The following is a 23448-nucleotide window of genomic DNA, read 5'->3' as shown; positions in this document are numbered from 1 at the left end:
AATTGAAGAAACTTAAAAAAGATCGCCCATTGCTTTCATGATCTCCATGCCTAAAATCACCATGTACATGAGCATAAAGCAGGCCAGCATCCAAAAGGAGTACTTACGGATTTTGCTGGGACGCTTCATGGCTATTAGTTTTAAGCGCTGGATTTCCAGCAGCTTAAAATCATGTGCAAGCATATCGAAATACACAGTTCCCTGATCGCCGCGCAGGACGGCTAATAACCCGCGGACAATATCAGACACCATGGTACTGCCAAGCCGGGACTCCAAACGTAAAAGGGCAGTTTCCTGATTGCCGCTTTTCATATCGGCAGTGGTCATTTGCAGTTCATGTTGCAGGCTGCCTTCTGTATTTTTGATATAACTGTCCAGCATACGCAACACGTCACGGGAGGATTTTAATTCTTGAGCAATCGTAGCAACAAAGCGGGGCAATTCCATTTCAATCTGTTCCCGCTTCTTGCGGACAATCTCGTCGGCTTGTCTGGTTTCTTTAAAAAAGACAGCAATCGCCAGAAAAACAAACACCGGAAAGAGAAGCGGTAGGATGGGGAGAAACAACAATCCACCGCAGAAAATAAGGCTGGTCTTAACCATGGCTCTAGCCAAATAAACCTCCGGCGAGATCTGCATTTCAGCAGAACGCAAAGTCGCAGTGGTTTTCCGTTTGTAATAGTCGCTGAGTGGCAATCGGATCGCTAGCCAAGCCGATAGACGAAAAACCAATGCTTGTATCATAGAACCCTTGGATTTTCCTATCTTAGTGACATAGAGGATAGCGCGAGTCGAAGCGAGAGTTGGTAGCTTAAGCTTAGCGGCCACTAGGACATAGGATCCCATTGTGAAGAATAGATAAAAAGCGATGAGTATACCGGTCATTTTGGATCATCCCTTCATTAACGCTCCCATTCTTCACCCACCGATGGCTCCAGTGTAAGCTGTGGAAACACAGAGGTGGCGGGCAAAGGAAAGCTCATTTCTTGGATACCGCTTGTGAAAACTCGATAATTGGGTGTAGATTCAGCAACTTTGGGCATCTGACCAAGACTGGCAAGTGAGGCAAAACTTGTGCCGCCAATAATAATATGATCGAGCACCTGAATATGAAGAGGGGCGAAAATGGACACCATGTTTCGGGTAATCTGGATATCCTCCGGGGAAGGTGTGGGTATACCGCTCGGGTGATTGTGGGCTAAGATGACGGAGGAGCAATCGGAATTCAAAGCAGCTTTCAAAATATGGCGGGGATAGGTTGGAGCTTCGCCCACACTTCCTTCCGATATAACCCGTGTTTCGATAATCCGGTTTTTCCGATCTAAAAAGGCAACCATAAATCGTTCCCGGTCCTTAACACCCATCAAGTGAGCAGAAAAATAGCTGCTAGCTGATTCTGGACTGGATATGATTTGTTTCGAGTGCTCTTCCTCCCATTGCAGGAAACGGTGAGAGCGAAGAAAAGCGTTAAGCAGTTCGACCTTACGCAATTGCGCGCTGGTTAATTCCAAGGTGTGGGGATGCTCCAAGGCGTTTAGAAGGTTGTTATGCGTACCGTACTCTTGCAGCTTCTGGAGCGGGATGCCTGTCAGACGATGAAGAGAGTCTACATAGCCGGCAACCAGTTGTTCATCTAATGGGTTGGAGGCCATGAACCAGGCTCCCTTCGGATATTTACGAGTTCTCGGACGGTCTCTAGATGGTTACGAAGCTCATCCGAGATGGGCCACTCTTTCAGTCGTTCCCAAAAGGCATCCGTTCCGTGTTCTTGAAGCAAGTGGGTAATCTGTTGGGTTTCCTCCGAAGTCATATCCAACAGTTCTCCTAACCAAAAGGTTGTTTCAACTATCGACATGTTACTCCTCCTTCATCGTTTATACTCCAGTGGCCGGGTCAGCCGAATAACCGCTGCAAACCCGGCAAACAGGGCGATACCGCAAAAGGCGAGTACCATTTTCCCCGGCATACTGGTTGTCAAAGCATGAAACCAATCTCGATTCAGAAAATAGAGTAGGGGGATATTGCCCAGCATGAGTAGTGCCATCGTGATAATTTCCTTTAGTGGCTCATAGAGTAGGTAATCAAGCTCTGCAGATACCACCCGCATATCGGATAACTTGGAGACAATCGGCATGAGTGTCGTTTTCAGGGTCCGATCATCTTGGCAGGCAATTAGGGCATCGCACCACTCCTGAAACACACTGTCGTTAATTCGGCCCTTTAGCTGCTGGAGGGCAAAACGCAAATTGGCGTGAATAAGCTTGGACTCTGCCAGAAAGGCTTGAAACACATCGGCTACAGGGGGATTCAAATAAGGTACATTTTCTTCAACCGCAGCCAGAATATTTTCGCTGCGCAGATAAGAGGTAGTAATGATGGAGAGGGCGGTTTCCAATTCGCTGTGCAGCCGCTTTTTATAAAACGTGGAGGTAAACAGCACGAACCAGAACGGAGTGAGTGCGAAGCCTCCGGCTAACACTGGCACCAGCCAAATATTGCGAAGTAGAAATCCTAGCATAGCTCCAAGAAGGGCAAGAACCAGAGAACAGACCATCATTAATCCCAGCTTGTTGCTCTGTCCAGTTTGCTGCAGAATGGCGTTTGCTTCCTGAATGGATGCGCGCCAGCCTTTCAATTTTTTCGGGTTCTGCACGGTGTGAATTCGTTTTCCTAAAGGCTGTTTACGAGTAGGTAAATGGGTAAAAAGATGCACCAGCTCTGACCATAGCTTCCTTGGGGGGATATTTAGCAGAAGCAAGCTTCCAGCAGATAAGCCGATAAAGGAGAACATAAAGAGAAAGGTCATTTTGCACCGCCTTCCAAGAGCATGGCAAGCCGGGATACAGGCATGCCATTTTCCAGAAGCCGTTTTTGCAACTCAGGTGAAATGTCCTGCATTTTTTCATAGTCACCGTCCACGACCATGTTACCTTCTACCTCTCGCATGGCATGTACGGCATACCGATACAAAGGAACAATTTCGCGCTGTCCACTGGTAAGAATGCGGCATTCCGTAATCTCCATAATGCGCCGTGAATTGTCCTCCAGTTTTTTGACAAACAGAATCAGCGGGAACGCTTCGGTCACCAGATTGTACAAAGTAGCATCGTTCATTTCGTATTTCTGTGTACATAGCGTAACCATTCGATAGTAGGTAGATAAGCAGGAGTTGGCGTGGGTTGTCGTAATGACAGTATGGCCCGTGCGGGCCGCCTCCTGAGCGGCAAATGCTTCGGCAGACTTCATTTCACCCACACAGATCACATCTGGATTGGCGGTCAGGGCAAATTCAAGCAATCGCTCTTGGTCGATATGCTGGCGGGGGTCTTCACTGGAACGGGTGACGGTGTGCACCACATTATTTAAAACCTGTCCCGCCTCGTTCTGAACCACCAAGTCAAACTCGCGTGTCTCATTTTCAATGGTGAAAATGCGCTTCTCATATGGAACAGTCGAGAGAAGCCAACTCATAAGCGTGGTTTTTCCGCTGCCTGTTGCGCCTGTCACACACATAGACAAGCCGTAGCGTAAACAAAGACTCAAAAAATCGAGCATGTCTGCCGTTGCTGTTCCATTGCGGACAAAATCTTCCCGCACCAACTTTTGCGGATTGACAATCCGAATAGATGCTGCTATACCTTTGTCCTTATCGGTGATGGGCGGTCCAAACACGGTAATGCGGATATTGTGCGCCAGATGCCCGCGAACGATAGGCTGAGAGTAATCTAAAATCATTCCGGACTGGTGCAACAGCCTGCGAATAACGTCAATGGCATGCTCTGGTGAGGCAAATTGTTCTTCAGCGGGAACAATGCGGCCATCCGTGTAACTGATTTTGACATCGTTATAGCCATTAATGTTGATTTCTTCGACATCTCGTGAATACAAATAGTGAGTCAAAAAGGAGTACTCTACCATCTCGGTATATAAGCGGTTCACTAGTTCGTCAAAGGAAAGTCCCGGCACATGAAGACGGTGATCAGTGAGGTATTGGCTCATGTAGGAGATGAGCTGCTGCTTTTGTTCCTCCGGCTTTTGACTTAAGAGGGTTGCATATTTGCTGGAAAGATAGCTCTGCACCTCTTGCAGCACAGCGGTAAAGGTTTTGGATTCCGTGGAGAAAAAATGAGCGGCATGATTCATTTGGAGTCACCTCTATGCGTGGGCGAGAAGCGCTGCAGTAACTGTTTAAAGAAGGAGTTAGCTGGGACAGAGGGGCCTTTCTCTTTGAAGGAGGAGACAGCCTGCTGTTCGGGCTGAAGCTGCTCCATCAAAGCCTGAATGCCTTCCTGATAGGCGTTGGTTGTATTGCCTGATATTTCCTCCAGCAATTGGGCGGTCGCTGCTTGTTGTTCAATTTGGTCCAGATACGGAAGTGTAAGCTGGATCCCGCCAAATACTTGGCTGTATTCATGGCTGTCTTGTTCCGGCTTTACCTTGGATAATAGGGGGAGGAGGTCAGCGCGGCGGAATCGGGCATCTGTCAAAAGTGGAAGGTAAGAAGCAAAAAACATCAGACTTTTTAAGTCACAGCTATGCACACGAACGATTTTGTCGGCCATTTCCAAAGCGACTGTGGACAGCAAATCGACAGACAAAAAGCTGGTGCAGTCCACCAGGACTACATCAGCTACATGACGTGCAAGCGTCAGCAGGTCTACAACACGATCACGGTTGTAGGTTGCATAACTGAAGGAAGTATCTCCTTTTTTATATCCCAAAAGTGCAATATATGGAGAGACATCTAGCGGCAGAGCGTAGTGTAAGATATCCTCTTGGTTCAAGGTAGGCAAGCTAAGTAATTCGCCCAGTGATGCATGGTTGGCGATGCCTTTCGGTGCGATAGTGGCAACGGAGGGGCAAAGCGCATCACTGCATAGCAAAAGCACGTTCTGCTTTCGGTTGGCGAAGGCTTGGGCCAGCTTTACTGCGGTCACCGTCTTGCCGCTGCTGGGACTTCCCCATACAGCAATAAGTCTCTTATTACTCATGAATGCTCTCCTCCTTCGGAGCAGACAATTCAGCAAAATATGCATCCTGCTTATCAATGAAAGTTAAGGCGGTAGCTGTATCTCCACGGAAGACGAGTGCGGCGTGCAGTTTACTTTTGTTTTCCAAGTCAGCCAAAAGAGTGGCTTGCTGCGGCATCACCAGCAAAGTTAAAGTAGAAGGCAGTTCTTGCTCATCTGTGTCAGTAGAAGGATCCTTAGCTTGTTTGGCCTCCAAACCGCTGCTGGTGGTTGTCGCCAGCACTTCTACATATTGCAGTTCCGGAGGCGAGGTTGTCGTTCGCAGTTCTCCATAATCGGAAGCGATCAAGGTGACAATATCACCGGCCTGCAGCTTGCCAGATAAGCCAGCAGCAAGGTTTTTGATGGTGACGGAAATGGCTTGCTTGGTTCCATCCAATCGGCTCAAATATGCATCTAGCGGCACTGAAGATAATTTGGCGGGGAGCAGATAGTCGCCCTGCTTCATATCGACAGTGGCATATTGGTTGACGACGCTATCCAAGGAAGAAAGGATAGTAGAAGGCAGATTATAGGCTCCCACGCGGACCGTTTCCACATCGCTTTTCGTAATCAAGGCTCCCTTGGCTACATCTTGGGATAAACGGACGATGGTTGTCTGCTCGCTATTAGCACGGTTCAAGAGTGGGGCAATCCCTAGTGTCAGGATCAGTGATAGTACAATGCAAGCCATACCTACCGTCGTACGTTTGCGGAGAAAAGCTTTCAAGATTTTGACCTCCTATAATTGGAATGAATCTGCAATACGGAATAACACGTATGCCAAAATACCGCCTGCTGATAAGAAAGGAGCGAGCGGCAATGAAGTGTGTTTGGCGACATGAAATCCAGAGCGAATGCCGATACCAGCAGCGAATAACAGCACCAGCGTTAAGCCCAGAATACTTTGCAACGTGCCGTAAAAAGGGCCGAGCACAATTCCACAGGCTGCCATGAGCTTGATATCGCCGCCGCCGATTTTACCTCCAGAGAACAATGCTCCAAAGAAATAAGGGAGTCCGGTACACAATAACCCCGTGATGGAGAGGAAAGGGGAGAAGTGAACCAGGCCGACTATCCCTATGGAAAAGGGGATGTAATCCGGAATTTGACGTGTTCGTATATCGCATATACTGGCATACAGTAAAAGCGGAAACAGAAGTAGCGCTTCAAATAGAGCGCCAATCATGAAGATAATCCATCCCACTCCGGTAAGGCGCGATAAGGATAGCGCTTTTGACTTCTTTGAAACTGAATCATAAAACGCAACTGGTCCAGCACAGATAGGTTATGTCGGTCCTTGGTCGTCATCATAACAGAAGCGGCTACACCGCTGAGGAAGGTGACAACCGCAACGGGCACACTGCCGTTCAATAGCCAAAAGAGAAGTGCGAGGAGAGTGGCTCCCGTGGAGCCGATAATCGTTTGTCCCAGCTGCTGCTTACCAAAGCCGGGAAACCACTCGCTCTGGGCTTTGACACCCATCGGAATATACAAGGTTTGCGGTTCTATATTCAAGGGGAGGGCTCCTTTCTTGGTTGAGAATAAGAGAAAGTGGAAAAACAAATGACTCTACGGGCATATACGCAGAGTCATTTTTTGTGGAATGGAAAGTGGTTATCGATAATAAAACATAATGATTTCTTTCACCTGCCAAATGCTTTCGGCCAGTACATAAAAAATCACCACATTTCGGGCACGCTTTTTGTATTTGCTTGCCTCTTCGTCTGCTCCAGATAGACGAACCATGGAATAGATGAGACGAAACACGCAACCTACGCGAATCAGCAAAATACAAGCTTGAGCTAATTCTTCCAAAGTGGTCATAGGTTAGCCTGCCTTGCCCAGTTTCCGGGCCATGCCAACCAGTTTGATACTATGGTAGATATTATTGACCGCACCGCCTCCAACTCCTGTAGTGATAAGGAAATCTGAGAGAAAGCGCGGGGTACGAATCGCCAGCATCATGCAGGCCATCCCCCAGAACACATGGTTTTGCAGCATCAGTCCTACACCGAGCTTAGCGAGTGCAATCTGAATAACAACTGCAAGCATGGACTGGGTGAATTTTTGGGCATAAGCTCGAAACACGCCTTTATCGTTGTCCAAAAGTCCTGCACAGGCAAGAGGAATGCCCACTCGTAGAATGAGCATTTCCAAGCCGCGCATCAGAAATTGAAAATACAGGATGAAGAAGCAGACAATGAAGATAAGACCAAATACAGCAGTGACCAATCCGGCTGATTCCAGCGCATTAATCCACATTTGCCAATTGTAATTGGTGGATTGGCCGATTACGCCCAGCAGTTGATTTGTCAAGTCCTCCACCATGCCGCCAAGCCAGGTGTAGAGGGTAGGGAAACAGATGGCAACAGCCATGGCCCGAAAAAAGTTGGTCAGCAGAAATAGAGGCTCCTCATCTGGATCCCCGTCTGTCCAGAGCACATAGATTTCAAAACCTTTTTTAAGAAATTTGAGAATCATCAAGGCAATTCCAAAGGAAAACACAATGTCGTACAGGTTTTCAAGCAAGTTGGCTCCTGTGGTCAGAGTCATATATTTTTCGGCATAGAGCGAAATGGGAATGATTTCTTTGAGTAGATTGTCGATGTATACCAAGGAACCATTCAACAGAGCGATAATTAGCAAAAGCAGAATCTTTTCCAACTGTAAGCCTCCTTTCTGCAAGGAACAGCGGTAGTGCCGCTCCTTGCTCTGAAGGTCGTTCCATTTTAGCCTTTGTAATTGAACATTTCTTTAATGCGTTGCGTGAGCGTGGGCAGAATCGTGCCGTTAAAGAGCAAGTATAAGCCGGCCAGCAGCAAGGCACCGATGACAACAGACATCAAAATCTTTACGGCAGTATCGACAAAGCCTTCGCCGCGGCGGTTGCAAAGTGTATGCTTCGTCTTAACCATCGCAACCATGCTTTTTTCCTTTACTGTCTTCAACCATTTTTTCATGAATCATGACCTCCAAAATGTAATGTATCGTGGGATGGAAACCAAAAAAGCCTGCCCACTGGACAAGCCCTAATTACTTGTAGTATCCGATAATGATGTTCAGCGTTGCGGAGCCTAGCACCGCGCCGATACAGGACACGATGGCGACAATGATGCGATTATTCCACTTCTTGGTGTCCATCTCGTCAGCGACGGATCGCCGAATGCAAAAGTAGATGATGAGCAAACCTGCGACAATGGGAGCCAAAATCATCAGCCAAGTGGTGACGTCCCCAATCAACTTTTCGGTTCCGGTAACCAGTTTGCTGCCTTTAATATCTCCTGCGGCAGAAGCAGAGGAGGGGAGGGCGAAAAGCCAAAGAGTAGCCAATGCGTACATAATTTTGTATCTAACTTGCAGCGTGGCTTTTACTCGTCGGTAGGCGGTGGCATAAAGCCGCCGGAGGAGGCTGCCGCTTGCTGGCGTTGTTCGGCCAGTTGCCGGGCAATGTCTTTTTGATAGTAAATCCAGATGTTCCACAGTTTCACCTCCTCTCTCGTATCCGTTAGAATAGGGCGACGCTGTTCTCGTTCTTCACGGACACGACGGTTATGCTCCTTGTCTCCAAGGCCCATCATGCGGTTAAATGCCCATTCACCCAGGTCCGGCGAGAACATCATGGCTGGATGGGAGCGGGAAAGAACGATTTGATAGGGGCGGGAGACTCGCCGTACTTCATCCACCGTGAGCAGCTTGCGCTCCAACAGGTTCAAGCTGTGTGAGGTGCTGGGTGTGGAGTATTTGCCATGAGAGGCGGAGAGCTGATAGCTGGAAGTGGTATAAGTGCCCAGCTTTTCACTGATTTCTCGCAATGTTTCCAAGTCATCCGCCTGCAGGTAAATCCATGTTTGGCAGTTACTTTTGATTGTGCTTGCAGCGTGGTCATCATATTTCTCCTTGAGCTGTTCAAAGCTTTGGAGAAAAAGATTAAAGCGCATGCCGCGTCCGCCGCCAACCGTTAGTTTGTTGGTAAAGTCGGCAATAGGTGTGAAGTTTCCGAATTCGTCTAACATGAAATTAACCCGTTGCTCAAGCCGTCCGCCGCGTGCATCGGCTTGAACGGTCAGCAATTCATAAAGCTGCGATACCATTAAAGAGGCTACCGGATAGAAGGTGGTCTTTTCGTCGGGCAAAATAATAAAGAGCGCCTGTTTCTTCCGGCCAAGGTCAGCCAGCGAAAAGTCGCTCTTATGGGTAATAGCGTAAATGGATTTGGAGGTAAACAACCGAAGTGTCGTAAGCGCAGAGGTGTAGAAGCTACCTTTGGTTCGAGATGGGGCGATATCTGAAATACTAAGCAAGGCGCGGGCTGGATGGTGCTGAGGCAAACGCTTGATGTATTCCTGCATCGGAGTTTTGTTACCGATCTGCTTATTCATCTCAGCTAAAAACCAATAGACATTGGTCAAGTTCTGATATTCCGGGCGTTTGAGATTGTCCCAGACGACACTAAGGATGGAAGCTGCAATGACCGACATTTCACCGTTGGTCCAGATTTTCTCTCCTTGCGATTTACCTACCAATACTTGTGTCATATCCCAGGCCAGCATCTCCGCCTGTTCTTGATCTCCTGCAAGGGTGGCATCAATGACGGGTTGAAGCAGATTGTAATGATGACTTTTTTCTGGATGGCGAAAGTCCAGCGTTAGGACTTCATATTCCAACTTTTCCAGTAACACATGACTGTAATGAAATAATTCCGCCTTCGGGTCGCTGATTACCATAGACTCTCCAGCCAGACCCAGAAATCCGATGGATTGGAGTACAATCGTGCGGGACTTACCGCTGCGGGTAGCTCCGATGCAAAGGGAGTGGACATCGTCAGCAATATAGTAGAGCCGTTCTTGGTTACGCTCTTGGTGCAGCCCCAATACGATACCGCCTGTTTGGAATCGAAATGAATCCTTTCTATTGCGAGTAGAACCCAATGCTATGGTTGCTTTGGGAATATCCTTAGGATGGGTTAGGTTCATTACTGGATGACCCCTTGTCTTTTTGGATGAGAAACTCCAAGTCATCATAACCGGTCTGAATCAGATGCCGGAGGAGCGGATGTGAGAGGTTGAGCAACTGGCTGTCAAAAGCAAGGGACAGTTCTTCTTCCCGGAGCCAGCGGGCTGAACCATGCTGATGTTGCCCAACAGGAACCGGTGTTTCGATGCCGGGTGCAACAGTCTTTAGCTTGCTTTGATAGGGTTGATTGTTTGCGAGAAGAAACAACACTGCCAACAGTAAAATGATCCCTTGCAAGCAGAGGAACAGCATGAAGTGAGCTTTATGCTGAACTAGACTGGAAACGCTCTGTTCAAGTGAGGGGAAGGCAAGAGACTTTGTTTTTCCGGATAGGACACCGTGTAAAGCGGTGGTGAAAAACAGGTTAAATATCGCACCGACACCAAACAGTAATGCTGCTAATAGCAGCTTTTGCTTGGTGTTCACCACTCCATTTCCTCATTGGCCGGTTCAAAAAAATCTTCAGGAGCTTCTCTCGCTTGCAAAGAGGGTGTAATCTCTTGCTGCATATAAATAGCTGAATCATTTGGCATTAAATACTCCTGATTGGCCGCCAACTCCAATTGCCGCTGTAAAAACAATGACTTGGGTGAGGGCTGGTCATGGATTTGTCCCCATTCTTCGGTATGCAAGTTATGCATGCCCACATATTCCGGATGATCGTCACAAAGGGAGTGCAACAGGCTGGATTCATCTGTAATTTGAGCAAGTACTGCTGGATGAGAAGCGGACAATTCGAACACCGGAATGGCGCAATCAGTCAGCGGATACAACAGGTACTCCCCTTGACCAGAGGAGCCATGTACGGCCATTTCAGATAGTACCTGTTCACCAATGGTTTGATGCACCGCCAGCATCGGCTGCTTCTCCCGATCCACAAAATAAATTCCGTTACATAAAGGCTGGAGATTAGAAAAGGAATTCCATACTTTATCTTCCGGTGGTGAAAAATCACCAAAATACTCTGGGGCATAATACTTGCCTTCCATGGCGAGTTTTTCGGGATGTTTGGCTAATTCACTGAGTTCGGGATGGGTAATCGCTCCCTGTTGAGCCAGCTCATAGGCGGGAGCAACGCTCTTTACATCGTCAAAATAAATATGTTCTCCGTGCCGCTCTCCCAGCGCCAGTGCCTCTGTGCTGAGCTTTTGTTTGGCGTATTCTGCATCGAGGACTACGCCATTATTCTGCTCCGCTTGAATCGCATACACATGTAAACCGATTTCGATGCAGGTCAAAATGGTTCCCCAAATGGAGACTTCAGGCTGTGGCAAAACAATCACTTCCTTCTATGAAATGATTTTGTTATTGGGACTGATCAACTAATCCCAGCAATTCTGGATTGCCGTCATAGTCGTGAGCAAACTCTGCATCATAGTCCAACTGAATATCCCGATCTTTCAGAGCAGGGAGGAGATCCTCCAGCTTTTCAATCAGGATTTGCACCTGTTCAAACTGCTCCATGGACTTGTCGTTAGGAGTAATGAGGAATTTGACCATTTCATCATGAATGAGAACGAGCTCGGACTCACTGAGTAATTTCCGTCCATCCACCAGTCCACTACGGACAGCGAAGCTTTCCAAGGCTTCATCTTTGTTATAGAAGTATTGCCGCTGCACAGGTAATTGGTTGTCCGGGGACAGCTTATAGGTGGAAAAGACATATTCAAACAGCGGATGATGTTTGCAAGCGAGAATTACATCACCGTATTCACTGAGATTATAGACGCCGTTTGCAATTTTGGTGTCTTTGTCTGTATAAGGCTTTTCGGTGCAAATCCCAAGCTGGAGCGCGGTTTTTCGGGCCTGGTCATGAATGCTGCTCATCAGGCGATCAGGGACAGTCACGAATGGATTTCGTTCAATGCTGTCTGTTCGAGTATAAAAGGCGACCAGTTGGTCCTTCAGATATAAATCGGCCAAATAGTCCGCAGAGGTGGAGCGGCGCACTTCAATGCCTTGTTCCGCCAAGACAGCAAAAAAGGCTTTATAAAATTCTGCTTTGCTTTTCACGGTTTGTCACTCCCAGGCAACAAAGTGTGTAACACTTAACGTTCCTGCTCTCCATGGATTTCATTTTCCAATGAAATCTGTTCAATCGGAGCAAGAATTGATTCGATCTGAAGCAAAGTTCGATCCAGAGCTATCCGTTCTTCTGCTCCCATATTCAGATCTTGAGCACCACGATAGAGGAGGGCTTTACGGATAACGGACAGCTCGTGAGGTCCCAGAATATTTGATTCTTTTGCCAGACCACTACGAGTTATAAAATCCTCTTTAGCCTTCTCGTATTTATTAAGGTGAAAATAATGACCCAATGCCAATCCCGTTCGTTCCGCATTGGTTTCCCAGGTGACAAAGCGAAATTGTCCTTCGCCATCATATCGCGCTGCTAGTACATGCCGATTATACTCTAAGAGCTTTCGGTACTCGCTGACGGAGGGAATAGTCGTCGGCGATGCTTCATGATAGGCCCGTTCCATTTCCCATACCTTCGCTACAATTGGGGCTACCTGAATGGCAAATTCATTGGGACTATCAGATGGATAGGCAATGAATCCATTCTCATCAATATAAGCTACGGGATCATCCTGATAAAAAACAATACAAGCATCATCGGGATAGTTTTGTGAATCTAAAATGAATCCTGCCTCTGTCAATTGATAGCGAAGCACTTCAAGCAAACGGTCGCTGGTCTTCATTTGGTTTCTCCTTTTCAAGTTTGGCTGAGGATGGTGACGTGGATTTTTTCGGTATGGATTTATGGTGAGCTTGAAGGGGAGGACGCGGAGTCTCGCGCATCATTTGCTCAAAAGCTTGAAGTTTGCCACTGGTAAAAAGCATGGGATTCTTCCTTTCTACTTGAAGTTGAAATGAAAAGGCTCAATAAGGAGAGTTATCTACAGATTGTCAAACAGACTTATCCCCAAGATATAGGGATAAGTGAACAATAGGAAACACGCTTTTTGAGCGTGTGAATTCTGACCAAAGCTATCTTTCCATACCTTGGTCCTTATGGCGCAGCAGCCACTCCTTTTTAGCTAGTTTGGATAAATCACCTCCCATTATTTTTGCTTTGTCGTCATAGTTGAGTTGGGCTTCCATAAAAAGACTTTCCATCCGGCTCAACAATTCCAGCAGCAGTTGCTCTGCCATGGCATATTGACGATGAGTTTGCCAGATGCTGATATCAGCTTCCTTTTCCAGCTTGATGATGGTTCTAATGCTAGTGAGGACGCGATTGGCGATTCGCTTTTCCGCTTCATCTTGGTATTTTCTGCGTTGCTTTTTCAGGTTGTCAGGATCGGAGGTGTATAGCTTGGACAACTGCAGCTTTGCTTCCACATAATCCTCGACCATTTGAGAGAGGTAGTGATTTTTTTGAAGTGAATTCTGGACGACTGCATCAACCGAGATCTTGACCTCCGCCGGCAACAGCTTGTAGGCGAGTCTTCCTGTTTTCGGCATCTGCTCTCTCAGTTGAAACAATTGTCGTGCCAGTTCTTTTACTGCCGTGGGTTCAACCAAGTGATGTTTTGGAAAATGTAGCAAGGAGTCTTCATCTTCATTTTGAAAGCGGCTCTGGAAGGCTTTAAATGTTTTTGGATTCAGTTGTTTCAGGTAGGCTTCAAATTCTTCGATCATTTGGTCCGTAACTTCGGTAATACCCGACTTGAACTGATCCCGTTGCATACAGAATTCTTTGATTTTATAGGCAAAGGTATCTTTAATGAGCTGTTTACGGATGCGATTGGGGATTTCGGGATGGGTGAAGTTTCTCATGATGGTTTGCGACTTATCCCAATAAACAATATGAAGATGGGGATGATCCTTTTCGTTGTGGAATGCAGCAGCCCAACATAGATTTTCAGTCTTGATACGGTTGTGAGCAGCGAGAGTGGCAATATGTTGTTCGATGTATTGCTGCCATTCAGAAAAGCTATTCAAACCAAGCTCCTGTGCTGTTTCGGTACGAAAAGAGATCACACTTCGATACATATTCTTGCCTTCTTTAGAAATCTGCCTGGCGATACGAGCAACTTCCTGCCAAGAGTCGAACGCATGGATCTGACCGGGTTGCAGCTTTCCGAATAAACCGTGGGGCATGTTTTCATGTCGGACTGCTCCAGGACGTGTAGCGATATAACCAATATGGACGTAATTACTGACAGCCGTTTTCGGATGGTTGGGGTGGGAAAAACGTTGTTTATAGATCAGGGCCGACATCGCCATTGCCTCCACGCAGACATTCAATATTTTGTTCAAAAGCGTCACCAGAGAGGAATAGCTTCTCGGCATCAGTTAGCTTCATCTTCATGTATTCAACAGCAAGCTGGCGGGCTTTTTTTTCAATCTCGCGGAAGGTAGTGTAACGGTTGGTATCAATAAGGTCGGTAATAATGGCGATGGTGGAGTAGTAGGAAGCGGCGGACATGATGAGATCCTTGCTGGCCAGCCCTGCCAGCCGGCTACTCAGTCCGCCGATGGCAATATTGATCTCCTGGCGGATGATTGTGGTGATAAAATCAATTTCCTCAGAGTAAGCTTCGATTGACATCCCTTTTGTAATGAAGGCGCGGACAATATCGGCCATGCTTAAATGTTTGGACGCTGCATACTTTTTGAGTGACTCATACTGCTTCTTAGGCAACTTGACGGTTATTTGAATAGTCTTTTCTGCTTGGGCCAGCGATAGCACCTCGCTTCAAATTCTTCTACCAGCGACATTCGATAGCCGGGGAAAATGCCTCAAAAATGTCGGTGGGAGCTCTGCTCCCACGCGGTTTCCTGCGCCAAATGACATTTGGCTATTCCTGCCTTTACACCACTCCCAAGAGGCGGGGCTCTTGGAGAGTGGGAAGGCGGAAATTTTATCCAATGAGAAAAAGGGAGGAGGGGCATTATTACATCTCTCCTTTCGAGATAGGGAGTAGCAAAAAGCCACATCCCTGAATATGGAATGTGGCGGGTTTCAGCCATTATGTTTCTATCGTTCGTAATCTTCTTTGTCTTCAGTCTGAATCAGTCTTAGCTCTTCTTGAGGTTATTACCTAAATTTTTCTTCAAATTCATTAATCTTATGACTGGTGGATTTTGTACTGTTGATGGGATGATAGGATTGTCGTCAATTGTAATCGCAAATGATAACCAACTGTCTTCCCCTATCTCCCAAGCATCTTTGATTTCAATTTTATTTTTCTTGATAATATTCTCATATTCTATATCATAATTAGAGATTTTAGGATTAAAGAAAGCAGGAGCGATAAAATAATTGAAATTTGTCATATTAATGCGTTCGATGAAATTTGATAAGTTTGTATTATTATTTGGTTCCATTATATGAATTCTACTAGGCACCATAAAATAGCCTTTCTCTAAATCAGGTAACGATCGAGCAATATTCTCTGAGAAAACAATCTTATAGTGGAATGGATTGTTTTTATCTATCCCCTTTATAATGCCTATTTTTATCTTATTGTTGTGGTCATTTTTACCAATTTCTTCAATCCATTTTTGAAAGATTAGAGATCCATAATCAATACTACTGAATACTGGAGCCAGAATAGGTGGAGTGTTAGGTTCCGGAGTGTGTAAGAACAAAACACCCTTCCATTTTGCTTGATCCCATAATGATATATTAATAATTTTACCCATCCGTATATTTTGATGGCTTATTGATTCAAAATTGTGATCTTCTGGGAGTCCATATTTAATTTGATAATCTTCAGCTTCGGTACCTTCTATGCTATCAGCTATATTTGAAGATTTTTCAAATAATTCTTTTTCTCTGATTAAGGGGAAATCTACAAAACTAGGTTCGATCCATTTCTCAAGTGATTGTCTATGTTGACCTAACAAATCGTCAACAACAAAAATACTTGAGGTAAATTCAATTGATCTATTTAGAGCTTCATCTGATACAATTAATTTTTCAAGTTGTTTTTCGTAATCTTTAAAAAGAAATACTTTTGAAATGAAGTCCACAATGAAGTTGAATAAGAATTCCTTTGTCTCCTGTTGTGATTTTATGAATGTTTCTTTAGTGAAATTACTACAGGTTATGTTATAGTGTAAATTCCCTTGGATATCAGTATGAGAAACATCCAGTTGATAAGAGTCAGTTTCAACAAATTTTAAAGTAATATTTACATCGGGATATCTGCACATAACTGCATCAACGATGCTTGTAGACATAAAAGCCTCAATACAAGAAAGGATGCTTTGTGATAGTTCTAAGCACGGAAAATTTACGTCCGAGTTGATTGTGACTGTACACCCTAGTATGTTTGATTGAAACTGTTCAGAATGTTCATTGCCGAATATCAGACTGTTTGGAAGTTGATTATTTGCCGGTTGGTCAAACCATTTAAACATAAAGTCGTTTATGGCAGTATCATCATTTCCGAATGATTCCAATAGATCAGGATCATCATGTCCCAGAGAATACTTTAATGCAACACTAGCCATTTCAAGTCCATTTACTTCTAGTGCATTCGGTAACTTAGATATTTTTCTTAGATCACTTTGTTTTAATTTTAAAAAGAAGGTTCCAAGAATGCCATCGTATATTTTATCTCCATCTTCAATGAGTTCGCTTTTTATGTTATATCCAGCAGAGTTTAGCAATTCTTTAGAAATTAAGTATAAGCGATGCCATTCTAATGAGTTTGCTAGTCTCCCAAATTGAACTTCCAAATTTCTTAGACTTTCTGACGAGCCTAAGAAATACGGAGACACATTGCCAAATTTCATATAATCAATAACTGCTAAATAATATGCATTAATGAAGTAGCCATAAGCGGCCCATTGTAAGCCGATTCTATTAAAACAACTTGCCATAAAAAACATTGCGGAAATTAAAAGTTTTTTGCTCTCCGATTTATATAGCCTAACAAGTGAACGACCAATAAACTGGATCGCGGAATAAGGTTTCTCATCATATAATGATTTTCCTCTTTCCAACAACAATTTCGCAGAAGCCAACTCTTGTTCACGGCTACTAGACATCGAAATAAGAACTTCAAATAATTCGTTAAAAGTTTCAGAATCTAAAAGGAGGGGAGAGAGCTCCGTAACCATTTTAGTAACTGTATTGAAACTAAAATCAATTGAGTGACTGCTTTCTTGTATGGTTATTTTTAGCTCTTGAAATAATTTTTCAGGATCGTGTCCTAAAAACAGTTTTACAAATACAAAATTTGCTCTTGCTTCTAATGAAGTATTTATTCGCTCAGTATCAGATATAAGTCGTTCATATTCATCTAAAAGCGTAGCAGTACAGGATTTTAATGTTTCATTTTCGAGATTACCATTACAAGCCGTATAAAGGTTCATCCACAAATTTGTAAGCCGTTCGATATCAAAAAAATTATTGCTGCCGACTACATTTTCCATGAATTCCATAAACACTTTTTGGAAGTCTTCTTTATCTTCATACCACCAATACAATGTCCAAGCCCATTGATATAAGCATTCTTTCACTTGAATGCTTGTTCCGTACTGTTTTGCAATTTTTAAAGCTCTTTCGAATCTTCCTACTGTATCACTTTTAGGTAATTCAAGCTCCCGACTAAGTATTGCAGATTCGATAGCATTTTCAACTAACAGTAGATTAAACTCTTGGTTTGATATTTGGGATGAAATTGCTGTTTCGATTGTTTCTAATCTCTTTTTTCTTCTATAATCTAATGGACCCAAGTTTATTTCATCAACAAAATCACTTGGTAAATTGAAGGTATTAATCGCAATTTCTTGCCGGTGATTATTAAATAATTTTTCTAGAATCCAGGTTTTATCCAATATCCGTACATCAATTAAGAATTGCTTTGAAAGCAAATCCTCTACTTCTGCACGTTTCTTATCAGGAACAGCTTGGTTAGTCATAAAAAATATTATCTTATAGTCTCTATTTGTACTGAGTATGTTTTCGACATCGGATTTAACTTTTGGTCTCCAGTTTTTCTTTGCGCTTATTGCAAAAGCCCATCTTTCATTTGCGGCGTTTCTACCAACACCTGAGTACCATGTGAGACTCGTGGATTCTGAAACTGGGTAGGTTTCAGAATCCACTTTACTATCTCCACCACCGGTTGGACCAGTCTGGGGGAGGAGATTAGGACATATTTCGACTTGAGCTAGCTCCCTGCAGAAATGTTCAAAGTCTTTTTCTTGGCTTCTACTGGTAAGGGTACTTAAAAAGAAATCCATGAATTCCTTGGATAGATTGCCCTTTTTCACGGTGAAAGAATCTGAAAATTCATTAGGTCTTCTGGATTTCAAGAAAATGTAAGGAGTTTTTGGCTTGTTGATACCGGTCTACCTCCTGTCAAAATGCTCAATTTTATGGATTTCTTTAATATTTAGTATACCAAAATCTGTTACTGAGAACTGTTTATTTTGTCAATCTCTGTTCCCCAATAGATACCTTTCCATTAAAATATTGCGTTAAATATCTTTTCTATTGACCCGTCAAGAGACCCGAGCTTCGCATCGATTTTTCCAAGAAAATAAAATACCCCTGTGAGTACTTCTCAACAGGGGCTCGCCGATGCTTTCGGACAAACTTAGGATACTTTACACTGGTATAAATTACAAGAAGTTTATAGGCGATTCATTACAGATCATCCGACTGTATACTCTTGCACGAATGTTGCCGCTCTGAGAGTATATGCATGTAGCAACTCATCAATTTTAGTTAGTTCCGTACTGCCAGTTTTTCATTAACTATGATTGACGAGAGAAAAGGTGAGGTTCTAGAGTTGACCTTGAAGTACATGTACTGTTTTAACTACTTTTCTCGATGCGTCGAAGCACATAGGAAGCTAATGTAAACAGGTCCACAGCATCCTCTTCCGACAGGCTCCATTCGATTCTTGCAGAATGGGCGGTTGGATTCCTGAACGTCCCGAACAAACCCTTGGCCAGATTTACAAAGCCCTTTTGCTCGCTCTTTTCTGACTCGGTTACGAAAGAATTGATTTTTAAAATAGGAGAGTTTCCTGAAAAAGCCTCATCTAATAGCGCCGCTCCGTCACTCGTTAAGCCAGTTTTTTCTCTAATCATAGATGCAATGCTCTTGGTGGCCTCCAGGACTGCATGAAAGTAATTGTTCTGGAGAAGCTCCGCTCGACAAAATTTCAGAAGATGACTATGCAATTTCCTGCTGGCAATAGTCTCCTGTAGCTTTGAAGCACGAATTTCTGCCTCTGAAAGAGTGCTGACTGATGCCACTTTATGAAATTTGCCATCCTCTTGAAACTCAAGTCCGTGAAATAAGAGAACTGTATTGACCCTTTCAAGAAGTCTCAGATAAAAGTCCGATTTTCCAACGAACCGTGAAGGAGCCAACGCTTTTGCAATAAAAGTTAATACGCAATTGCCAGCCTGACTTTCATTTTGCTTGTTTACCAAGGCATTATAGAGCCGCTTCCACTTCGTGAAGCTAGGGTCGGTGTCCACGATTCCAGATGCTCTTAGGTAAAATTCAATTTGAGAACCAGTCAGTCCATCGTTGGTATCGGCAATTATTTGGCATAGTGTTTCAAGCTGCCCCTCGTTAAACATTTTTCTCTTTATGTCTGCCACAAGCCCCGCTCCTTTATTAGTTGCTCAATAAATAAAATATCTTTGTGAGTGTTTCCAATCAGGGTTTGCGATACCTTGTACCGTCGTATCCCCTTGCCTTGTGCTTCCTAATAGGACTTAATTGTTACGTATCCAACATATCCCACTTATCGCCTAAAACCCAACGGAGTGCAGAGAGCTTGCCGTTAATCATGCCCCATTCAAAGTCATCCCATGGTCCTAGATCATCTAATCCGAAACGTTCTTCAACCCTTGCTGCAGATTTAAGTGCTCCTTCCCATATATCACGTTGTATTGGGCGAGTCTCATGATTCTTAATAGGAAAGTGTTCTTTCTCAACAATTTCCACAAGCCCCGCTTCAATTTTCTCTCTGCGTACTTGATGGCGATTGTACCAAACCTTGGTAGAAAACTCATCAATAGCTTCAACAATTTCAGTCAATCGTCTTGGTTCTTCAACCCAATTATGCTCAATCATTAGGTCTTCGAACTGCTCAGGCTGAATATATTGGAGTGCTTCGCTCAGACTTATAAAATAGAGAGATCTAGTAGTGGAAAAACATGCTCCGATATCAGGGTGCGGTAACTTCTTGTTTGCATTTGGATGGCTAAAATCATGTGTGTTATGAGAGATAAATGCAAATTGATTGCCAGCCACCTCGCTTTCTCCGATCAAATCTGCATATATCTCTATAAGAATTGCATCGTCAATACCATTACGTTGTCTATGGAAAGGGGCGCGTTTATCAATTGCTCGTTGTGCTGCTCGAAGCTTCACTGCATCGGAAATTTCTATTGCAGGAGTACTGGAAAATAGCCTTTCTATACGGCTAACCATATCTACGGCTGCTTCGCCCAAAATTGGAAGGCGATGATCAACGTCGTTAAGCTGGGATATTACAACACTTTTTTGCTGTGGATCGCCAAATTTCTCTACTACTTCCTTTACTCGTTTCAAAGTACTTGATATGCTTCGGCTACTCTGTTCAATCACACGATCTTTGTTACGTGCGAATTCATCTATTATTGTCCGCGGCAAAACTAGCTCTATTTCTCCTTGCTGTACCAGTTCTTCAAGAGCAGCTAAAAGTGCCTGCTGTTGGTAATCCTTTGCGAGATCAAGCCAAACGCATGTATCAATTAATATTTTGAACATTTCGTGACTCCTTTAATTATTCAATGTGTCGGACTATTATTTCATGCTGCCCTCAATAATTCTAATTACATGCTGGGCAAACTCATCTGATAACCGAATCTTATCGGCACCGAATTGTAGTGCACCAAGTGTTCTCCCACCAACGTATGTAACTGTCAGTTTGGTATTGAAGGAAGCCTGAATTGACGAGATAGAATTATCAAATGACACCCATGACTGACTGTACTTAGGGCAGAGATTCTTAGCTTTGACTTCCCAAGGCCATCTGCTGTTTCCATCCCCAATCTACGGCTCGCTAATGACCTCGAAATACCCCAACAGCTTCGTTGTACCGACTCCGTAACATATCAAGATGTCCCCGATTCGGACGGAGTTTGGGCGTCTCTTTGAGAAACGCATGACCTCAACACCATTTGATAAAGTCCTTGAGTCTCAAATGGTTCATCGGAGAAACCAACCGGCTTTATGAAATAGCGAATGTCTGTCTTGGTTTCTGCAACCTTATGCTTGATGAAGTTGTTCACCTCTAAGCTAATCTTTGGGGCGGTGGGTAGCCTTACATTCTGCGAGAAGCAATCAATTTTAACTATGATATTATGTAGCTCATCATTCGTAAGAGCATGACTACTGACTTTACCGATATCGGTGATAATTTGTTTTAGGAGCGAAGAATCATCAATCTCCACGCCCCATTCATGGTTATAGTTCAAACCACGATCTGTGAAATTTGCTGAAGTGATGATACCCCTGATTGGATTAGCATCTTTACTAGCGATATAGATTTTGCCATGTAGCTTGTTATCAACATGTACTCGATACTCAATTGACCGAGTAAGGCAATTCACTGAGAACGAGTAGAGGGAGTTAGCCTTACTGAATAAGTCTGGGTCGTTATCTCTCAGGGTTGTGATAAGCACGATACGTCTGACTCTTGAAGGAGCGATAATCTCGTCAAAGAATACATCAAATGAGTCCACAAGATAGGGATTAATGATAAAAAACTCATTTGCACCCCTGACTAAGTTCTTTGTTTCATTAAAGTGGCTGGAGTCGATATTGTTTAAAATCCTCATTGCCAACCTTCTCCTTGAAGGGCTTGCATCTAATTTTTTTGTCACTCTATCAATACCTATTTTGACGAAATGGGTCTTTTTTCCTGCAATTATTGCTAATAAAAATATGAGCATACTTGAATATGATAAAGGAACTCATTAGTTTGGTTTTCAACATCACCAATTAATGTATAATACAAAAGCGATAGAGTGTATTAGCGCTACTAAAATCATCGTATGATTTACTTTTATAATGAAATGTTAGGAAAGTTTGAACCAACATTTTTAATCTCTCATTGTTCAACATGCTCGTTATTTATTGTTTCATGATGTTGTATTGTTTCGAAAAATCTTAACTTGTATAAATCTTCATTTACATCTTTATTATTAGGTGTTTCTTTAATAGTAGAGTATCCTAAGTCTAGATATTTTCTAGCATACTTAGAGGCAGCCTCTTGCCCCCAATTGGGAGCGGGGCTGTCATTGCTATAAGTAGCATTTGCATCGTTATCCAGACATAACACAATCTCCTTTATTGGATTGCGTTCAAGAAATCTCTCAAGTGCCTGATCGGATAGGCATCCAAGCGAAATGTAGTGAGAAGCTTCCCAGTCTTGACCATTTATTTTTGCAATCGTAGCTCGACTCATAGCATCAATAGGACTTTCACATACATATATCCGTTTGCTGTCGGGATACCTGCATAGATGAAACGGATAACTTTTGTCCGAATACTCTCGATCTTGTTTGAATGGCTTGTTCGGAGTGGTGCCGCGTATAGAGCAATATCGTGCAACTCCTTGGTCATACCCAACAAACACGCAGTTGCCTGTTTTGTCTTGCTGGTATAGTTTCTTTTCATGCATGAGTAATGAGACAATTTCAGGTGCTATTCCGCGTACTTGAGTTAAATACCACTCAACCCGTCTGTAATTTGGTGCTTTATCTGGAAGGATAAGTTGTCCTCGTTCTTTTGTAGAAGAAGCAACGACTTTTTGAGGCAGCTCCAATTCCAGCAGATAAGCGACAGCTTCTTTAAAGGTCATCCTACAAAAATGCATGGCAAAATCAATCGTCCCGCCATGTGTATTACTGGAAAAGTGGAAGTACCGATTGCTGTCTTTAAAGAAGTAAAGACCGCCGCTTTGCATGGCATGATACGCGCGGCGGCCGCCGTTCTCAAGTACATATCCTTGTGATTTTGCAAACTCGATCAAATTTATAAGATTTGCTGTTCTAATTTGCTCTTTGGTAAACAAGTGATTCTGTGCCATGAATGTATCCCTCCATTCGTTATTTAGGAAGGTTTGAAATTGTATAATATAGTTAGAAATTTGCAAAGGAGTAGATGTAGATGTTTTCAGATGTGAATCCAAAACGGTGCATCAGCGACACGATATCTTCTACCGTTTTCTGCTTCCAGTAAAAAGTTGTTCGTTGAACTACTTCGTTCGTTCACTCATAAAGGCTGAGTACAAGCGGTAGACAAGGAGTATATACAGGGAATTCCCCATTTTTTTGTTCTTCAGGATTTCAAGCGCCAGGAGGAAGATCTGGTCGACAGGGTGAAGCTGAACGGCTAAGTTGTTGTGTTTTGTTTGCTCCTGGAGATGAACCCCCGTGTGGATTT

25 protein-coding genes are annotated in these 23448 nt (G+C 43.9%); all 25 read right to left on the bottom strand.

What is annotated here, in order from left to right; genetic code table 11:
- Window positions 1–12 precede the first annotated feature (12 nt).
- The 25 genes from TX85_RS22465 to TX85_RS22345 all read right to left on the bottom strand — a co-directional run bounded on the left by TX85_RS22465 (window position 13) and on the right by TX85_RS22345 (window position 23092).
- A complete protein-coding gene (locus TX85_RS22465; protein ID WP_044482084.1) occupies window positions 13–885 on the bottom strand; it encodes a hypothetical protein in 873 nt (290 codons plus the stop codon).
- Between the two features lie 17 nt (window positions 886–902).
- A complete protein-coding gene (locus TX85_RS22460) occupies window positions 903–1652 on the bottom strand; it encodes a JAB domain-containing protein (RefSeq protein WP_044482083.1) in 750 nt (249 codons plus the stop codon).
- Window positions 1634–1855, bottom strand: a complete 222-nt coding sequence (locus TX85_RS22455) for a hypothetical protein (RefSeq protein ID WP_044482082.1) — start codon at window positions 1853–1855, stop codon at window positions 1634–1636. The genes TX85_RS22460 and TX85_RS22455 overlap by 19 nt, the downstream gene beginning before the upstream one ends.
- 12 nt (window positions 1856–1867) lie before the next feature.
- Window positions 1868–2791, bottom strand: a complete 924-nt coding sequence (locus TX85_RS22450; protein WP_233500829.1) for a hypothetical protein — start codon at window positions 2789–2791, stop codon at window positions 1868–1870.
- Window positions 2792–2802: 11 nt separating this feature from the next.
- Window positions 2803–4143, bottom strand: coding sequence for a CpaF/VirB11 family protein (locus TX85_RS22445; RefSeq protein WP_044482080.1), 1341 nt, complete (start codon window positions 4141–4143; stop codon window positions 2803–2805).
- Window positions 4140–4991 (bottom strand): hypothetical protein, encoded by an 852-nt coding sequence (locus tag TX85_RS22440; protein WP_049895181.1) that lies wholly within the window; start codon window positions 4989–4991, stop codon window positions 4140–4142. Before TX85_RS22440 ends, TX85_RS22445 begins: the two co-directional genes overlap by 4 nt.
- Complete coding sequence (cpaB, locus tag TX85_RS22435; RefSeq protein ID WP_049895180.1) at window positions 4984–5739, bottom strand: Flp pilus assembly protein CpaB; 756 nt, start codon at window positions 5737–5739, stop codon at window positions 4984–4986. Before cpaB ends, TX85_RS22440 begins: the two co-directional genes overlap by 8 nt.
- A 12-nt stretch (window positions 5740–5751) precedes the next feature.
- Complete coding sequence (locus tag TX85_RS22430; RefSeq protein WP_199558851.1) at window positions 5752–6216, bottom strand: prepilin peptidase; 465 nt, start codon at window positions 6214–6216, stop codon at window positions 5752–5754.
- Window positions 6195–6527 (bottom strand): hypothetical protein, encoded by a 333-nt coding sequence (locus TX85_RS22425; protein WP_199558850.1) that lies wholly within the window; start codon window positions 6525–6527, stop codon window positions 6195–6197. Before TX85_RS22425 ends, TX85_RS22430 begins: the two co-directional genes overlap by 22 nt.
- A 99-nt stretch (window positions 6528–6626) precedes the next feature.
- Window positions 6627–6836, bottom strand: a complete 210-nt coding sequence (locus TX85_RS22420; protein WP_044482078.1) for a hypothetical protein — start codon at window positions 6834–6836, stop codon at window positions 6627–6629.
- Window positions 6837–6839: 3 nt separating this feature from the next.
- Complete coding sequence (locus tag TX85_RS22415) at window positions 6840–7676, bottom strand: conjugal transfer protein TrbL family protein (protein WP_044482077.1); 837 nt, start codon at window positions 7674–7676, stop codon at window positions 6840–6842.
- 65 nt (window positions 7677–7741) lie between these two features.
- Window positions 7742–7972 (bottom strand): DUF6133 family protein, encoded by a 231-nt coding sequence (locus TX85_RS22410; RefSeq protein ID WP_044482076.1) that lies wholly within the window; start codon window positions 7970–7972, stop codon window positions 7742–7744.
- A 73-nt stretch (window positions 7973–8045) separates the two neighbouring features.
- A complete protein-coding gene (locus tag TX85_RS22405; protein WP_044482075.1) occupies window positions 8046–8351 on the bottom strand; it encodes an Mbov_0395 family pilin-like conjugal transfer protein in 306 nt (101 codons plus the stop codon).
- A 29-nt stretch (window positions 8352–8380) separates the two neighbouring features.
- Entirely contained in the window at window positions 8381–9985 is a 1605-nt protein-coding gene (locus tag TX85_RS22400; protein WP_049895178.1) for a VirD4-like conjugal transfer protein, CD1115 family, read from the bottom strand.
- Entirely contained in the window at window positions 9966–10451 is a 486-nt protein-coding gene (locus TX85_RS22395) for a hypothetical protein (protein ID WP_044482192.1), read from the bottom strand. The genes TX85_RS22400 and TX85_RS22395 overlap by 20 nt, the downstream gene beginning before the upstream one ends.
- The gene (locus TX85_RS22390) at window positions 10448–11299 is read right to left on the bottom strand and encodes a hypothetical protein (protein ID WP_044482074.1); all 852 of its coding nucleotides are present in this window, start codon (window positions 11297–11299) and stop codon (window positions 10448–10450) included. Before TX85_RS22390 ends, TX85_RS22395 begins: the two co-directional genes overlap by 4 nt.
- Window positions 11300–11330: 31 nt before the next feature.
- Window positions 11331–12038 (bottom strand): hypothetical protein, encoded by a 708-nt coding sequence (locus TX85_RS22385; RefSeq protein WP_044482073.1) that lies wholly within the window; start codon window positions 12036–12038, stop codon window positions 11331–11333.
- A gap of 35 nt (window positions 12039–12073) precedes the next feature.
- A complete protein-coding gene (locus tag TX85_RS22380; RefSeq protein WP_044482071.1) occupies window positions 12074–12727 on the bottom strand; it encodes a hypothetical protein in 654 nt (217 codons plus the stop codon).
- Window positions 12728–13016: 289 nt separating this feature from the next.
- A complete protein-coding gene (gene mobP3, locus TX85_RS22375) occupies window positions 13017–14252 on the bottom strand; it encodes a MobP3 family relaxase (RefSeq protein WP_044482069.1) in 1236 nt (411 codons plus the stop codon).
- Window positions 14233–14724, bottom strand: a complete 492-nt coding sequence (locus TX85_RS22370; RefSeq protein ID WP_049895175.1) for a hypothetical protein — start codon at window positions 14722–14724, stop codon at window positions 14233–14235. The genes mobP3 and TX85_RS22370 overlap by 20 nt, the downstream gene beginning before the upstream one ends.
- Window positions 14725–15053: 329 nt before the next feature.
- Complete coding sequence (locus TX85_RS22365) at window positions 15054–18263, bottom strand: hypothetical protein (RefSeq protein WP_044482068.1); 3210 nt, start codon at window positions 18261–18263, stop codon at window positions 15054–15056.
- A gap of 546 nt (window positions 18264–18809) precedes the next feature.
- Entirely contained in the window at window positions 18810–19610 is an 801-nt protein-coding gene (locus TX85_RS22360; RefSeq protein ID WP_081671845.1) for a TIGR02391 family protein, read from the bottom strand.
- Between the two features lie 124 nt (window positions 19611–19734).
- A complete protein-coding gene (locus tag TX85_RS22355; RefSeq protein WP_044482067.1) occupies window positions 19735–20766 on the bottom strand; it encodes a PIN domain-containing protein in 1032 nt (343 codons plus the stop codon).
- Between the two features lie 347 nt (window positions 20767–21113).
- The gene (locus tag TX85_RS22350; protein WP_044482066.1) at window positions 21114–21839 is read right to left on the bottom strand and encodes a restriction endonuclease PLD domain-containing protein; all 726 of its coding nucleotides are present in this window, start codon (window positions 21837–21839) and stop codon (window positions 21114–21116) included.
- Window positions 21840–22111: 272 nt separating this feature from the next.
- Window positions 22112–23092: a DUF3991 and toprim domain-containing protein gene (locus TX85_RS22345; RefSeq protein ID WP_044482065.1), complete on the bottom strand. Its 981-nt coding sequence runs from the start codon at window positions 23090–23092 to the stop codon at window positions 22112–22114.
- Between the last annotated feature and the right edge of the window lie 356 nt (window positions 23093–23448).

This window comes from Paenibacillus antibioticophila, assembly GCF_000455265.1.
Lineage (GTDB): Bacteria > Bacillota > Bacilli > Paenibacillales > Paenibacillaceae > Fontibacillus > Fontibacillus antibioticophila.
This window is presented reverse-complemented; position numbering and strand designations above follow the sequence as displayed.